Source organism: Paenibacillus sp. BSR1-1 (genome assembly GCF_030403775.1).
Lineage (GTDB): Bacteria > Bacillota > Bacilli > Bacillales > Cytobacillaceae > Neobacillus.
Window position 1 is genome coordinate 22735 of the sequence record NZ_JAQMWQ010000011.1, and the last position, 15248, is coordinate 37982.

Below are 15248 nucleotides of genomic sequence, written 5' to 3' on the forward strand. Positions count from 1 at the left end.
TTTAAAGGAAATGGCTGCCTTTACCTCGACAGCCATCCCCTGAAACTACTTTTATGCGCCTTTTTTATGTTTTGGATCGTCCAAGTTAGGGAAATTGCCTTTTTTCTCTTCTTCTTCATACCATTCTGTGTAGTGCTCCTTCGCCCACCAGGCCGGAACCTTGCCAGTTACCACACCGGTATAGCCAGGACGAGAGTTTTTGTGAATCACGCTCAAATAGATATGGCCGACAATAACAGCAATCGCCAGGCCGAAGCCGACATTATGGAAAAAGTAACCCCATTGAACCACTGCTCTCGGAAAATATGCAGGGAACCACATTGGGAAGCCTGAACCAATAATCATAACAGCACAAAGAATTTGCAGAATCGAGTTCATTTTTTCACCGGCATTAAAGAATGTTTGTTTCACATGCTTAAATTTAAAGCCGAACAGTTCTTTCACAAACTCAGTGAAAAATTCGAGATCCCGCTTTTTCCAAGTGACAAGCTCTTTCATCCAGTGGAAAAAACCTTTATGGTCAAAAATTAAATAAATAACCGTCGGTGAAACGAATGTTACGGCAAAGATGCGATGAAGCAGACGGGCATTCGCCGGACCGCCAAGAATTGGATAGAGCCAGTCAAAAAACTCAATGTACATTGGGAGCGCTGTAATGTAGAGCGCGCAGAATGAAAGGGCATTGATGGCATGCGCCCAGACAAACGCCTTGGAAAAACGCTTTACCTGCATATCAGGCTTAACGTGCTGCTTACTCATGGCTTCCACCTCCGTCTTGGCTTTCGCTCCTGCCTTCTTTATTAAACAGCCTATTCGTGACAAACGCTCCAACAAGCGCCATCGTTGTCGCCCCCAGCATCATCTTGCCAATTGGCTGAGCATAATCCTTCCAGGCAATGGCAGACGCCGGCACCCTCGGATTTTCCGGCAGCCCATAAACGGACGGCTTTTCTGCCAGCACGTAAACCGTATGTGTGCCGCCGACTCCTTGCGGATTGTAAATATTGGCATTAGGGAAACGGCCTTTGATTTCACTTAAACGCTTGTCCGCTTTTGGAAGCATCGCTTCCTTGCTGCCAAACTCCATCGCACCTGTGTGGCAGGTAGTGACACAGGCAGGCTGCAGCCCTTCCTCCAAGCGGTCCGTACACATTGTGCATTTATGTGACTTTCTGTACTCTTTGCCATTTTTATCTTTATAGGTTTTTAACGAAATCACTTCAAACGGACAGTTTTGAACGCAATAGCCGCAGCCGACGCACTTGTCTTGATCTATCACAACAGAGCCATATTTCGTATAGCTGATGGCATTTTCCGGGCATACCTTTTCACAGGCCGCATCTGTGCAATGGAAGCAGGAGGAATGACGGAAAAGATATTCCAAATCGCCTTTTCCATTCTCATGCTCGATATATTGCAGGACATTCCAAGTATCGGCTGTTGTTTTCGCATGTGATTGGACACTCCCCAGGAAATCGGTCGGTTCCGCCGGCAGGTCGTTCCAGTTTTTGCAGGCCACCATACAGGCGCGGCATCCATCACACTTTGTTACATCAACATATTTCACATATTTCGTCATTAGTCAGCCCTCCTGACGTCACACAAGAATGCCTTAAATTCAGGTATCATCGTGTTGGCATCTCCAATATGAGGAGTCAGGCGGTTCGCGGTATCTCCCGTAGCAAACCCTTTATAGCCATAATGCCATGGCATTCCAATTTCATGTATCTTTTTGCCATTCACAATGACTGGCTTAAAACGTTTGGTTACCATCGCATAGGCCTTGATGCGGCCGCGTGCGGAACTCACAATGATTTGATCTTTATTTTTGATGCCTTTTTCATTGGCAAGCTCTTCGCTCATTTCGACAAACATATGACCGGCAAGCTCTGAGAGCCACTCCTGGTTGCGCGTCATCGATCCGGATTGCCAGTGTTCACTTACCCGATAAGTCGTGGCGACAATCGGATATTTCTTCTTATCGCCTTTTTTATTAAAATCGCCTTCAATAATGACAGCCGCTGGGTTTAATTGCTGACTATTAAATGCATTCGGAACTGGGCTTTCAAACGGTTCGTAGTGCTCTGGGAATGGACCGTCGTTCAAGGTTGGTGCAAACAATAAGGCAACACCATCCTTGTTCATCATAAAGGCACCTGTTCCCCCTGGTTCTGTTGGTGCTGTCACCGCTTTAAAATCTGGAACGTCCTTGCCAACCCATTTCTTCTGTCCAGCATCCCACCAAATAACGGCTTTTTCCTTGCTCCACGGCTGACCGCTTGGATCGGCAGATGCACGGTTATATAGAATCCGGCGGTTCATTGGCCACGCAAAGGACCAATTCAAATAATGTTCGCCGCCTAAATCCTTGTTGTCACGATTCTTTGACTTGTTTTTGCCTTCTTCAGGATAGAAGCCGGAATAGATCCAGTTGCCGCTAGAAGTGGTACCATCATCCAACAGCGCTCCAAAACCGGCGATTAATTTTCCAGTTTTCAAGTCATAGCCATTGATTTCTTTACAAACAAGGTCAATATTAGGTTCTTCTCCGTCGCCGTAATTCCAATCCATAGCAAGGAAAGGCTTGTCAGCTGATTTGGGACTGTTCGCATACATTTTTTTCAGTTTTAAAGCAAGCTCATGAATGATATCTAGGTCTGGCCTTGCTTCGCCGCGTGATTCAATCGCCTTCCAGCGGTACTGCATCCAGCGTGAGCTGTTAGAAACACTGCCTTCTTTTTCAAAAGATGCTGATGCTGGCAGCAGGAATACTTCTGTATTGATGTTTGCTGGATTGCTGCCTGCTTCTTTTTGCCAGAATGCTGAAGTTTCCGTTTCCCAAAGGTCAATCGCGACGAGCCATTTTAATTTGCCAAGCGCTTCTTTTTCCTTGCCGGCATTCGGTCCGCCGACAACCGGGTTTGTTCCAAATAGGAAGGCACCGTCAAGCTCGCCGTTGTACATCGCTTTAAATAGATTGATATGAGAGTAGTTTTTATTGCCTTTTGGTAAAAATTGGTAGCCGAATTCGTTGGCAGCGGTGGCATTTGCCCCGTACCACGCTTTCAGTAAGCTGACTACGAATTTAGGCTTGTTGCTCCAATAGCCTGTTTTTGGTGTTTCTTTTTCCAAAAATCCTTTCAAGGTTACATGCTCAGGCACTGTAGCTTTTGGCACACCAAGATATCCTGTCAGGTTATCGAATAATAAGCCAAAGTCCGTTGATCCTTGTACATTGGATTCGCCGCGCATTGCATTGATGCCGCCGCCCGGTAAGCCGATGTTTCCTAATAGGAGCTGAAGGATGGCATAGATGCGGACGTTTTGTGAGCCGACCGTATGCTGGGTAGTTCCCATTGCATACATGATCGTGCCCGCCTTTCCGACCTTCGCCGTTTCACAGAAGGTTTTACAAACCTTTAGGTAATCGTCTTTTGGTGTGCCTGTCACTGTTGTTACAGTATCAATATCATAACGTGAATAGTGCTTCTTCATTAATTGGAAGACGGAACGCGGATGGGTTAAGGTTGGATCCGTTACCGGTTTTCCGTCCGGTGTTGATTCAATTGCCCATTTTGTTTTATCATACACTCGTTTTGCTTCGTCATAGCCAGAGAACAGACCGTCATTAAAATCATAGCCCTCTTTGACAATGAAGGAGGCATTTGTATAGTTAACAACATACTCCTTGTGGATGAGATTGTTTTCAAGTGCATACTTAATCATCCCGCCAATAAACGGAATATCCGTACCGGAGCGAAGGGAAGCGTAAACGTCAGCCTGTGCCGATGTTCTTGTATAGCGCGGATCAACGGAGATGATTTTTCCGCCGCTTTCCTTGGCCTTCGTCAGCCATCTAAAGCTTATTGGGTGATTTTCTGCAGGGTTTGCGCCAATAATCAACGCACAATCTGTATGCTGCAAATCATTCCAATGGTTAGTCATTGCTCCACGGCCAAATGTAGGTGCCAGACCGGCAACCGTTGAACTATGTCATATTCGTGCCTGGTGCTCTAAATAGACGACACCAAGGCCCCTCATGAGTTTCGAGAGCAAGTACGTTTCTTCATTATCAAGTGCCGCACCGCCAAGGCTGGCAATTTTTTCAGTTTTATTAACGGTAATACCGTTTTCCATTTCAACAAATGAGCTGTCACGCGTTTCTTTTGTGCGTTTGGCTATGGTATCAAGCATCCAATCCCAATCTTTTTCTTCCCACTTATTACTTCCTGGTGCCCGATATAGCGGTTTGGTTAAGCGTTTTTCAGAGGTATATAGCTGTCTTAATGTAGTTCCTTTGCTGCATAGCTTGCCTTCGTTAATCGGATTATCCGGATCCCCTTCCGTATAAACCACAGTATTGTTTTTGGTGTGGACGAGGATTCCGCATCCAACACCGCAATAGCAGCAAATAGTTGGTGTTACAGTAGCTTTGGCAATTTTAAATTCTTTTGTTTTCGCATACGCTTTTTTCTCATTAAAGCCCAGTTCCACGATCGCAAGGGTCGCTGCTGTGGCGCCAGAAAGCTTTAAAAATTGCCGGCGATTTAGGTTCATTTCAACCATTTTGAATCTCCTTCCCAAAATTAGATTAGAACAAAACATCCCACGAAAAGCGGAAGCGCCTTGCCCAAGGAAAAAAGCAGTTCATTTTTTCCCAGGGGCGACAAGCATAAGACGAGCCGGTGAGAAGGTTGCTTTTTAACCTTCTTGCCGGTTTGGCTGTAGACCATAGAGCCCCTAGGCGCTGGAGCTAGACATATTTTTTCTCTCTAATAAATTACTAGTCCTTTAATTCCCCCCTTCAAAGACTCTTTCGAAAGCAGGATCTGGTGTGACATCATCTTCGACTCTGCCGGCACGGGTATAAATCATTGCCATCTTTCCCCTTAAGTAGCCGATGACCTCAATATTTAAATATTTTGCCAGCTGTACAGCCTGTTTAGTGGCGGCTGTGCGCGAAGCGATGACAGGAAAGCCGAATTTCGCTGCCTTTGAGAGCATTTCATATGAAACCCTTCCGGTTGTTAATAAAATTAACCTTTCAGGCTGCAGGCGGTTTCGAAGGCAAAAGCCAATAATTTTATCGACAGCATTATGCCGTCCGATATCTTCGCGGATTTCCATGGTGCCGTCTTCCTTAACAATGCAGGCCCCATGCATGCCGCCGGTTTCCAGATAGAGCGACGAATTTTGGGCAAATTCACTTCGTTTTTTTAAGAGATAGCTAAGCGTATAGGTTTGATCAGCGGTTATTTTCTCAAAATTTTTCACATCGGTCATCGAGAAAAACGTAACACCTCTGCCACAGCCAGCCGTATAATGCTTCTTTTTTGAAAAAACCTGTTCTTCGTCAAAATCGGAGTGGAGCGATACGCTGATACTGCCTACTTCTTCATTAACGACGATCGACCCAATATCACTGGCATCCTGGATAAATCCCTCAGAAAACAAGTAGCCATATGTCCAGTCTTCGAGGTTGTATTTTGTCAGTTGAAAAACGGCGATTTCAAAGCCGTTGATCATCAAAGTAATGGGATATTCTTCAGGGCAGCCTTTCCGGTTCATTGTTTTCCCTCCCTAGAGGATGCTTTTAAATTTAACGTTAGGATTAAACCGCTTTCAACGATTTTTATCACAGCAATATGGCTTAAGGCCTCTTACTTAAAGAGTACTTTTCCATTTATTGTTTGAAAGTAATTTTTATCACTCTAAGCACTTGGAAATAGTACAAATAGTTCATTTGTCATTTTTCTGTCAACTATTGCGGATTTCTGTTAAATTTAAAAAGATGAATTATAATAAAGAAGAGGTTTTTAGAATGAGGAGGTCGATTACATAATGACAATTAATAAGGTATTAACCATTGCCGGTTCGGATTCAAGCGGCGGGGCAGGGATTCAAGCTGACTTAAAAACATTTCAAGAGCTTGGCGTATACGGAATGACAGCCCTTACCTGCATCGTAACAATGGACCCGAAAAACCATTGGCATCATGAAGTTTTCCCGATTGATGTGAATATCCTTGAAAAGCAGCTGGATACGATTCTCTCTGTGGGCATCGATGCCATGAAAACAGGGATGCTTGGAACGGTAGAAATCATCGAATTAGCGGCAAGAAAAATGGATGAACACAAACTCAGCCGCGTTGTGATTGACCCTGTTATGGTGTGTAAAGGCGAAGATGAGGTGTTAAATCCGGAGACAGCGGATGCAATGCGCGAGCTGTTATTGCCAAGAGCCTTTGTTGTGACACCAAATCTGTTTGAAGCTGGACAGCTTGCCCGGACAGGTACACCGCGTTCGCTTGATGACATGAAAAACGCTGCCGTGAAAATTCATGATTTAGGCGCGAAGCATGTCCTCATTAAAGGCGGCAGCAAGCTACAGTCAGAAGAAAAGTCCATCGATCTTTTATACGATGGAAAGGACTTCAAAATTTACGAGTCTCCTAAAATTGAGACCACCTTCACTCATGGGGCAGGCTGTACGAATTCTTCGGCTGTCACTGCTGGATTGGCAAAAGGTCTATCCGTTTATGAAGCAGTCGATGTGGCCAAGCAATTTGTTTCAGCAGGCATCCAGCAGGGCTTCCGCTTAAATGAATACGTTGGTCCAACCTGGCACGGGGCGTACCGCAGTGCCGGGGCCGTTACGGAGTATTGCGAAGATTGTTAAAAGTAAATAGTGTGGAGAGCCAGCGCATGTCGTTTGGCTCTTTTTTTATTGGCTGTGTTAAAGAATATTTTTGATTTTGAGACTCTGTTAATTAGAGCGGAAAGCGAAGCACCTGGAGCGGAAATCAACAACCGTGTCTAACAGCGCTTTTCTTATTAAGCACCGATTTCGCATTTTTTAACAGATTTTAGTATGATGGATACATTATTAATGAAAAATAGTCATTAGGTACGAAAGGGAAAGGAGACATTAGCCTTGGAGTTAGTTGATATTAAAAAGGTTCAAGAAGCCATTAATCATTTTGCGAATAAAGATGTCTACATTCACCTTGAAACAACAAACGGAGCCTATGCATCCCATAAAGATCAATCTTTCTTTAATGCGGGAGCCTACATCCGGAACGCCCTTGTCCATTATGAATTAGGGAAAATTACCGGCAAAGGACCATTTCGGGTCGGTTTAAAAATTAACCTCGGCTGGATTTATGCTGAAGGGATCACACATTTTGAAATAGATGAAGAAAATCACCTTTTAATGGCTGGCCACGACAATGAAGGAAGGCTCGCCGTTGCACTAGAAATCAGCACTACACCATTTGCTTAAGCAATGTGGAAAGGAGAATGAAGATGGAAAAAGAACGTCAAGTCCTGGTCGTTTTCCCTCACCCTGATGATGAGGCATTTGGAGTATCCGGAACGATTGCCACACATGTGCAAAATGGAACCCCGGTAACGTATGCTTGTTTAACCCTGGGGGAAATGGGACGAAACATGGGGAATCCTCCGTTTACAAATCGGGAAAACCTTCCTAAAATCAGAAAAAAAGAACTGCAGGAGGCTGCCAGGGTTCTCGGCATTCAGGATCTCAGGATGCTAGGCTTCCGCGATAAAACCATTGAATTTGAGGATGAAGAAAAGCTGACAAATACCATGTCTGCATTGATTGAGGAATTAAATCCTTCCTTAATCATTACTTTTTATCCCGGCTATTCCGTTCACCCAGACCATGACGCCACCGGTGCGGCTGTCGTGAGAGCTGTTGAAAAGCTGCCTGCCGCCGCGCGGCCAACGTTACACTGTGTCGCTTTTTCAAATAATTGTGTCGAGGAGCTTGGCGAAGCCGACATTATCAACAACATCACCCCTGTCGCTAAACAAAAGCTCGCCGCTATTCAGGCGCACCGCTCCCAGACCGAGCAGATGTTTAAAGATGTAGAGGAAAAGTTGAAAAACCAAGATCCGCAAATTATGGTTTGGATCAACAACGAACGGTTTTGGACATATAAGTTTGCTAACTAAGAAGTCTGTACTGAATATAAAAAGCCGCTCTTCTGATTTAAAAAGAGCGGCTTTTATTAATTAGTAATATTTATACCGCTTTCCTATCAGTCTTATCATCTGACTGGAGCTCGGCAGGTACACGTTTGTTGATTCCGAAAGCATAATAGCTGATGGCCACGATAGCCAGGAAGACAATACCCGCAATCAGTGAAACACGCGTGTCTTCATTGAACCACATACCGACAAGCACCGCTACGAGATAGGCGATCGTCACATAGTTAGTAACAGGCGCAAACGGCATTTTAAATGGATGGCTGGCCATTTTATCTGCATGGACCTTCCTAAACCTGGTCTGGCTGATCAGGATGACAAACCAAGGAACCATCCCAGGAAGAACACTCGCCGCATAAACATACACAAACAGCTTTTCTGGTGCAAGATAACTTAACACTACGCCAACGCCAAGGCCGATCAGTACGCCGATTGTACCGACTAAAGGCACTCCATTGCTGGAAACCTTCGCAAAGTATTTTGGGGCTTGTCCATTGACGCCAAGAGTATAAAGCATGCGTCCCGCGCTGTAGATACCGCTGTTACAGCCTGACATCGCAGCTGTAATAACAACAAAGTTAATGATTCCAGCTGCAGCTGTAATACCGATTTTTGCAAAAGTTGCTACGAACGGGCTGCCGAGAGAAGTCAATTTATCCCAAGGATAAACTGTAACAATAACAAAAATTGCACCGATATAGAATACAAGAATACGCCAAATTGTACTTTGGATCGCGTTTCTTAATGTTTTCTGAGGATCTTTCGCTTCACCAGCTGTAATACCGATAAGTTCTACACCTTGATATGCACCAACAACAAGTGATAGAGCAAAGAGGAAGCCTTTTAATCCGCCGGTAAAGAAGCCGCCATTTTTCCAGAGATTTGATAGGCCAATCGCTTCTCCCCCGTTGCCAAAGCCGAAGAAAATCAAGCCAAAACCTGCCACAATCATCAATACAATCGTAACTACTTTAATTAGCGCAAACCAAAATTCGAATTCACCAAATGATTTAACAGAAATAAAGTTTGCTGTTCCAAGAATAACCATTGCGATAAGTCCTGGAATCCATGCAGGAAGATCCGGATACCAATACTGCATATAGGCGCCTATCGCGATAACTTCTGACATACCGACAACTACCCATTGGAACCAGTTGCTCCAGGCAGTCATATATCCTGCTAGTGGATGGATATACTTATATCCAAATGTTGCGAATGAACCTGTACTAGGTTCCAAATAGAGCATTTCGCCCATGGCACGCATAATCAAATAAAGAAAAATCCCTGTAATTCCATAAGCCAGCATGACAGATGGACCCGTCCAGCCAATTGTGCTGGAAGATCCCATAAACAGACCTACTCCAATCGTTCCACCCAAAGCAATCATCTGAATATGGCGCGAACTTAAACCTCTGCTCAATTCCTTGTTTGCCATTTCGTTTCCTCCCCTGTACTGCTTATTCTCAAATTTTAAGCAAGATTCATATAAGCCTTTGTTCATATTTTGTTATTGTAGGATAACTTACGATAACATAATTCCCAGGAAGTAGTCCACCCTAAAAATACAATTGTCTTTTTTATACGGATGGATTATAATAGTTTCATAGACGGATATTTATTCCTTTTACCTAGTTTTCAAAAATTAATAGGCTAATGCAAGCTCCCTAATAGGAATGCCTAATTTCTCAGATAAGTTTTCAAGCATATCTTTCGTCATACGATCCAAGTCGTATTGAGGATTAAAATCCCATTCCTCACGTGCAGCAGAGGCATCAATGCTATTTGGCCATGAGTCTGCAATGCCTTGGCGCACAGGATCAACATTGTATGACATCTCAAATTCAGGAATGAATTTCTTAATTGATGCAGCAATTTGTTCCGGCTCAAAGCTCATAGCAGTGATGTTAAACGCATTGCGGTGCTTCAATCTAGACGGGTCTGCCTCCATCAACTGAATGATTGCATCGATCGCATCAGGCATATACATCATGTCCATAAAAGTTCCTTTGCTAATGAAGGATGTATATTTTTTGTTTTTAAGAGCTTCATAGTATATATCTACGGCGTAGTCGGTTGTACCTCCACCAGGAAGAGTCTTGTATGAGATTAATCCAGGGAATCTTACTCCGCGTACATCTACACCATATTTAGTGAAATAGTAGTCGCAAAGCAATTCTCCAGCAACCTTTGTAACTCCATACATAGTGGCAGGTCGTTGAACCGTATCCTGCGGTGTCATATCGGCCGGCGTTCCAGGTCCGAAAGCAGCGATGGAGCTAGGTGTAAAGAGTTTCAGATTTAACTCACGGGAAACTTCAAGGGCGTTCATAAGACCTCCCATATTCAGATCCCATGCGAATTTTGGTTTTGCTTCTCCTACTGCCGATAATAATGCGGCAAGATGCATAAGTGTATCCACTTCATATTTTTTGCAAAGGCTCCGCATTGCTTCGTAATCCATAACATCAAGGATTTCAAATGTACCGCCTTCAATGACGGGATTGCCTTCAATATGGCGAATGTCTGTTGCTATAACGTTTTCTGTTCCGTACACTTCCCGGAGACGGTGCGTCAATTCGGATCCGATTTGGCCGAGACTGCCAGTTATAAGAATTTTTTTCATACTATGGGACCTCCTGTGGTTTCTTCCTAAATCAATTGTGTTGAAAGCGATTTCAAACAATAGGAAAAAAATTCAACGAAAACTGTAATTGAAAGATACAGTTTCCTATAATCATAGCCATTCTATTATCCTATTTAAATACTGTCAATATAATTTGAATAAGTCTAATCATTCAGATAACTCGCTTGTCATTCTAAAGACCTAGATGAGTAGTTGACTGTTGACTACACCAAATTCTTAAATAAGCCAAAAGAGGGGCTCCCAAACTACCGGGAATCCCTCTTTTTCTTTGTGCCTAATCATTCATATTATAATACACAAGTTCTCTATCGCCAGGAGATTTTTTTCCAAATAATGTTTAATTAGACAAACCCTTTTGAAAAATAGACAAAGTTCTTAAAAATATAGACAAAACCTATGAAAAAATAGACAAACCTATCAAAAAAATAGACAATACCACCAAAAATATAGACAAAACTAATAATTGACCTTAAAATTCCCTCTGCAGCAGCGTACAAAACTTGTACCAATCAAGAATAATGATTTTCCGCGACTTCAAATCGATCATTTCCTCTTTTTTTAGCCGTGAAAATACCCGGCTCACGCTTTCTCGCGAAGTTCCAACCACAGTGGCAAATTCCTGAACGGTTAACGGAATTTCAATATTCCACCTGTTTACCCCTGTATTAAACTTCTTCCCAAGCCGCTCTAGCGTCTTTACGGTCTTTACGTAGACATCAAGAAGGGCAACGTCCCGCAATTGCGAGGTCATTTCCCTAAGCGCATCACTCATATAACGAATCTTTTGCATCGAAAGCTCAGGATGCTGGTATAACTCCTGCTCCAATTCCAGCTTATCCAAAAAGAGCAGCTTTCCATCCTGGAGCATGGTTGCCGTGGCCGGGTAACATTCTGTCCTTTGTGTGAACAAGCATGTCTCTGCAAAGGCATCTCCTTTTTGTTTCACACAAACAATGATTTCATTCCCGTTTTCATCCTGTTTCGTCAGTTTAACTGCGCCAGAGTGAACAAAATATACTCCTTTGGCAATTTGTTCCTCGGAAATAACCTGATCCCCTTTTTTTAACTCTAGCGTTTGGATTCTTTTTTCGATTACACTTAGTGATTTTTCTGATAGATCGTTAAAGATGACAATTTTCCGAAGCAAATCAGCTTTTTTCACCTATTGATAAACAACAAGATGCGGATCGTTTAAGCAATCAACTCGCTGCATCCTCCCACCACCTTTTTTGATTTCTTTTAATTTGCATGTTGATTTCCGCTCCAGGCACGGGCGGTTCGCGGGCTGTTCATGAGCCTCATCGGCGAATTGCGCGCCTGCGGGGTCTCCCCTGTCCCGTCCTCCCGCAAGAGTCTCGTGCCTTCCGCTCCAATCAACATGGGGCAACATCTAATCAGTATTTTCAACTATTGTAAACCTCTTATTTCAAAGATGTAGTGACGATATTCACAAAACGTTCAATTTTTTAAAATGCGTCATTCCTATGGTTTGGGAGCCCTTTCACAGAACGTTCAAAAATAATCGAAAAGGTGTGAGATGCATCACAATTTAACGGAGACGCTGCGGGTAGGATAAAGTTGTTCATTAGACAAAAAGGAGGGTCAAATCAAAATGAATAAAGCCATTATGAATTTTGTCATTTGCGCGCTGCTTGGCTTTGGTTTAGGCTACCTTGTTTTTGGGGTCATCATGGGAGACTCCGCAAAACAGCCGCAAACCGCTCAAGCTGATTCAAAGCAAACAACGACTACAACCACAGAAGCTAAAGAGGAACCCGCAAAAACTTCATCGGCAAACGCGGATACCATCCTAAATAAAAAAGGATGCCTTGGCTGTCACAGCGTGGAAGCTCTTAATCTAAAAGGCGGTGCCGTCGGACCGGATCTTTCCCAAGCCTCTGTAAATGTGGAAGGCAAGCACGGCAAGCCAATTGAAGAATTCCTTAAGGCGCCTACTTCAGCTGTTATGTCTGGCGTCATCGGTAAAAATCCATTAACAGATGACGAGCGCAAGCAGGTCCTAGATCTCCTTAAGCAAGCATCTGAAGCTAAATAATCAAAAAGGTGGTGTAAGAATATGAAAAAATGGATTCCAATCGCATCGGGATTACTTGCCGGCTTTGTAGCTGCCACAATCTCGTTTGCTGATTTCTCCGCAAAGACCAATACGGAAGCGGCATCCTCCAGCAACAAAACTGATGCTGAAAAAGTTTATATTCCGTTTGGCAAAAAAGATGATTACTATTTATTCGCCTCCGGCGGACACTCAGGACAAATGTTTATTTACGGTGTTCCATCGATGCGTCAAATTCGTACCATTCCTGTTTTCTCACCAGATTCGGCAACAGGATATGGCTTTGATGAGCATTCCAAGAAATTAATGGGTGACTATACATGGGGAGACCTTCACCACCCAGCCTTCTCAGAAACAAACGGTGACTATGACGGTAAATTTATGTTTGCAACCGACGTTGGTAACAGCCGTGCGGCGGCCATGGATTTAAAAACCTTTACTGTAAAGGACATTATTCAGGTTCCTAACACAAGCGGCCCGCACTGTGCGGCCTTCGTTACCGAAAATACCGAGTACATGTTCCTGCCAACTCGTTTCGCTGTACCGCTTGGCCAAAAGTACGAATCACTAGATGACTACAGCACGAAATACCGCGGTGTAATGTCTGCCGTAACGTTCGACCAAAACAAAGAAAAGCTCAATATTGCTTACCAAGTGGCACTTCCGCCATGGTCCTACGACCTTTCTGATGCTGGTAAAAAAATCTCCAAGGATTGGGCTGTACTAACAACTTATAATACGGAAGAATCAACGACAAACCTTGAAATCAACGCGTCACAGGCAGACCGTGACTATATTGTTCTTTTTAACTGGAAAGAGCTTGAGAAAATGGTCAAGGACGGCAAGTATGAGGATGTTAACGGCCAAAAAATGATTTTCCCTGAAAAACAAAAAGGCGGCATCTATTTAATTCCGGTTGCAAAGTCACCACACGGCGTTGACGTAACGCCAGACGGCACACGCTTCATTGCTTCCGGTAAACTGGCACCTACGATGACTGTATTCTCATTTGAAAAAGCATTTAAAGCAGTTGAAAACAAAGACTTTGCCGGCAACCGCAACGGTATTCCAATTCTTAACTACAAGTCTGTTATGGAAAGAGAAGTAAACCCAGAAAACGCGCTTGGACCGCTACATACTCAATTTGATGACAAAGGCATGGCATATACAACGATGTTCATCTCTTCTGAGGTTGTAAAATGGGATCCAAACACTGGTAAAACTTTAGACCGTGTACCTGTACAATACTCTCCAGGTCACTCTGTAGCTGCTGAAGGCGACACCGTTTCACCGGACGGCAAGTACCTAGTTGCCCTTAACAAGATTGCGAAAGACAGCTACTTGTCTGTTGGTCCTTCACACCCTGAGTCCATGCAGTTAATCGACATCAGCGGCAAAATGAAGGTCATCCAATCTGCTCCGGTTAACCCAGAGCCGCACTACGCACAAATGATTAAAGCCGATAAGATCAAGACGATTAACGTTTACCCTAAGGATGAAAAGAACAAAGACGCTGTTTATAAAAAGTCTGATGCACGAATTGTCCGCAATGGAAACAAAGTCGATGTATATGGAATCGCGATGCGCTCGAAGTTTATCTTTGATGCGAAAGCAAAACGTCCTGATGTGATTGAAGTCAATGAGGGCGATGAAGTCACCATCCATTTGACGAATATTGATTTCGATGAAGACATCACACACGGCTTTGCCATCAACAGCTATAACTTAAACATGGAAGTACAGCCTGGCCAGACAAACACAATGAAATTTATTGCCAAAAAAGCCGGCACCTTCCCGCTTTACTGCTCAAATTTCTGTTCAGCACTTCACCAGGAAATGACCGGTTACTTCCTAGTAAAACCAAAGAATTAGTCATTGGTGATGGGTATCAATTAGATCAATTGGTACCCTCGCCTTTTCCTTAATTAACACTATATTAGGAGTGGTTAACTTGATTGGCACCCGTAAAAAGTTATCAGTGGTTTCTTCCTTCATTTTAACGGTATCAGCCATTTTGATTGCAGGCTCTCTCTTTTTCCCATGGTGGAAAATGGTGTTCATTGCCCCGCAATATCCAGAGGGGCTAAATATCATTGTTTTTCCGAATAAGCTTGAGGGTCAAATTGATATCGTGAACGGACTGAATCACTATATCGGAATGGCCAACTTCAGTGAAGCAAACTTCCCTGAGCTTCAGTACCTGCCTTATTTAATTGGAGGCTTAGCAGCTATTACTCTATTAACAGCGCTGCTTCGGAAAAAGCCGGTTCTTTATGGATTGATTGGCGTTTTTGCCATTGGCGGCCTGATTGGCGTTCTTGATCTCCATTCCGCCTTGAAAAAGTTTGGAACAAATTTAAGCCCAGAAGCACCGATTAAAATTGATCCCTTTATCCCGCCGATTTTGGGCCACAATACGATTGCAAACTTTCATACAACCAGCCTGTTTGGGACTGGAATGTATCTTGTGATTGCAGCGTTTCTATTATTATTAATTCCGTTATGGAAGGATCGAAAGTAA

13 protein-coding genes and 1 pseudogene are annotated in these 15248 nt (G+C 43.5%); 6 read left to right on the plus strand and 8 right to left on the minus strand.

What is annotated here, in order from left to right:
• Positions 1–51 precede the first annotated feature (51 nt).
• From PH210_RS16155 to fdhD, 5 genes and pseudogenes are all read right to left on the minus strand, one after another.
• A complete protein-coding gene (locus PH210_RS16155; RefSeq protein ID WP_289986926.1) occupies positions 52–759 on the minus strand; it encodes a formate dehydrogenase subunit gamma in 708 nt (235 codons plus the stop codon).
• On the minus strand, positions 752–1579 hold the full coding sequence (locus PH210_RS16160; protein ID WP_289986929.1) for a 4Fe-4S dicluster domain-containing protein: 828 nt from the start codon (positions 1577–1579) through the stop codon (positions 752–754). The genes PH210_RS16155 and PH210_RS16160 overlap by 8 nt, the downstream gene beginning before the upstream one ends.
• Positions 1579–3981: pseudogene (gene fdnG, locus PH210_RS16165) on the minus strand (formate dehydrogenase-N subunit alpha); the annotation flags it as partial. The pseudogene fdnG and the gene PH210_RS16160, both read right to left, overlap by 1 nt.
• A gap of 12 nt (positions 3982–3993) precedes the next feature.
• Entirely contained in the window at positions 3994–4566 is a 573-nt protein-coding gene (locus PH210_RS29930; protein ID WP_483312121.1) for a twin-arginine translocation signal domain-containing protein, read from the minus strand.
• 225 nt (positions 4567–4791) lie between these two features.
• Positions 4792–5568 (minus strand): formate dehydrogenase accessory sulfurtransferase FdhD, encoded by a 777-nt coding sequence (fdhD, locus tag PH210_RS16170; protein WP_289986932.1) that lies wholly within the window; start codon positions 5566–5568, stop codon positions 4792–4794.
• 273 nt (positions 5569–5841) lie between these two features.
• Between fdhD and pdxK the strand changes: the two genes are divergently transcribed.
• From pdxK to bshB2, 3 genes are all read left to right on the plus strand, one after another.
• Positions 5842–6678, plus strand: coding sequence for a pyridoxine/pyridoxal/pyridoxamine kinase (pdxK, locus tag PH210_RS16175; protein ID WP_289986933.1), 837 nt, complete (start codon positions 5842–5844; stop codon positions 6676–6678).
• 255 nt (positions 6679–6933) lie between these two features.
• Positions 6934–7281, plus strand: a complete 348-nt coding sequence (locus tag PH210_RS16180) for a YojF family protein (RefSeq protein ID WP_289986936.1) — start codon at positions 6934–6936, stop codon at positions 7279–7281.
• 23 nt (positions 7282–7304) lie between these two features.
• Positions 7305–7976, plus strand: a complete 672-nt coding sequence (gene bshB2, locus PH210_RS16185) for a bacillithiol biosynthesis deacetylase BshB2 (protein WP_289986937.1) — start codon at positions 7305–7307, stop codon at positions 7974–7976.
• Positions 7977–8046: 70 nt separating this feature from the next.
• On the opposite strand, the gene PH210_RS16190 is transcribed toward bshB2, so the two are convergent.
• The 3 genes from PH210_RS16190 to PH210_RS16200 all read right to left on the minus strand — a co-directional run bounded on the left by PH210_RS16190 (position 8047) and on the right by PH210_RS16200 (position 11800).
• Positions 8047–9444, minus strand: a complete 1398-nt coding sequence (locus PH210_RS16190; RefSeq protein WP_289986938.1) for an amino acid permease — start codon at positions 9442–9444, stop codon at positions 8047–8049.
• 207 nt (positions 9445–9651) lie between these two features.
• Complete coding sequence (locus PH210_RS16195) at positions 9652–10632, minus strand: L-threonine 3-dehydrogenase (RefSeq protein WP_289986939.1); 981 nt, start codon at positions 10630–10632, stop codon at positions 9652–9654.
• A gap of 490 nt (positions 10633–11122) precedes the next feature.
• Positions 11123–11800, minus strand: coding sequence for a Crp/Fnr family transcriptional regulator (locus PH210_RS16200; RefSeq protein WP_289986940.1), 678 nt, complete (start codon positions 11798–11800; stop codon positions 11123–11125).
• 465 nt (positions 11801–12265) lie between these two features.
• On the opposite strand from PH210_RS16200, the gene PH210_RS16205 reads away from it, so the two are divergent.
• The 3 genes from PH210_RS16205 (at position 12266) to PH210_RS16215 (ending at position 15248) form a co-directional block, all read left to right on the plus strand.
• Positions 12266–12709 (plus strand): cytochrome C, encoded by a 444-nt coding sequence (locus tag PH210_RS16205; protein ID WP_289986943.1) that lies wholly within the window; start codon positions 12266–12268, stop codon positions 12707–12709.
• Between the two features lie 21 nt (positions 12710–12730).
• Positions 12731–14599: a Sec-dependent nitrous-oxide reductase gene (nosZ, locus tag PH210_RS16210; RefSeq protein ID WP_289986944.1), complete on the plus strand. Its 1869-nt coding sequence runs from the start codon at positions 12731–12733 to the stop codon at positions 14597–14599.
• Between the two features lie 79 nt (positions 14600–14678).
• Positions 14679–15248 (plus strand): hypothetical protein, encoded by a 570-nt coding sequence (locus PH210_RS16215; protein ID WP_354669997.1) that lies wholly within the window; start codon positions 14679–14681, stop codon positions 15246–15248.

Coding starts and splice junctions, on each gene's coding strand:
- PH210_RS16190 (WP_289986938.1), bottom strand. CDS start 9,444: ATGGCAAACAAGGAATTGAGCAGAGGTTTAAGTTCGCGCCATATTCAG.
- bshB2 (WP_289986937.1), top strand. CDS start 7,305: ATGGAAAAAGAACGTCAAGTCCTGGTCGTTTTCCCTCACCCTGATGAT.
- fdhD (WP_289986932.1), bottom strand. CDS start 5,568: ATGAACCGGAAAGGCTGCCCTGAAGAATATCCCATTACTTTGATGATC.
- PH210_RS16160 (WP_289986929.1), bottom strand. CDS start 1,579: ATGACGAAATATGTGAAATATGTTGATGTAACAAAGTGTGATGGATGC.
- pdxK (WP_289986933.1), top strand. CDS start 5,842: ATGACAATTAATAAGGTATTAACCATTGCCGGTTCGGATTCAAGCGGC.
- PH210_RS16195 (WP_289986939.1), bottom strand. CDS start 10,632: ATGAAAAAAATTCTTATAACTGGCAGTCTCGGCCAAATCGGATCCGAA.
- nosZ (WP_289986944.1), top strand. CDS start 12,731: ATGAAAAAATGGATTCCAATCGCATCGGGATTACTTGCCGGCTTTGTA.
- PH210_RS29930 (WP_483312121.1), bottom strand. CDS start 4,566: ATGGTTGAAATGAACCTAAATCGCCGGCAATTTTTAAAGCTTTCTGGC.
- PH210_RS16205 (WP_289986943.1), top strand. CDS start 12,266: ATGAATAAAGCCATTATGAATTTTGTCATTTGCGCGCTGCTTGGCTTT.
- PH210_RS16155 (WP_289986926.1), bottom strand. CDS start 759: ATGAGTAAGCAGCACGTTAAGCCTGATATGCAGGTAAAGCGTTTTTCC.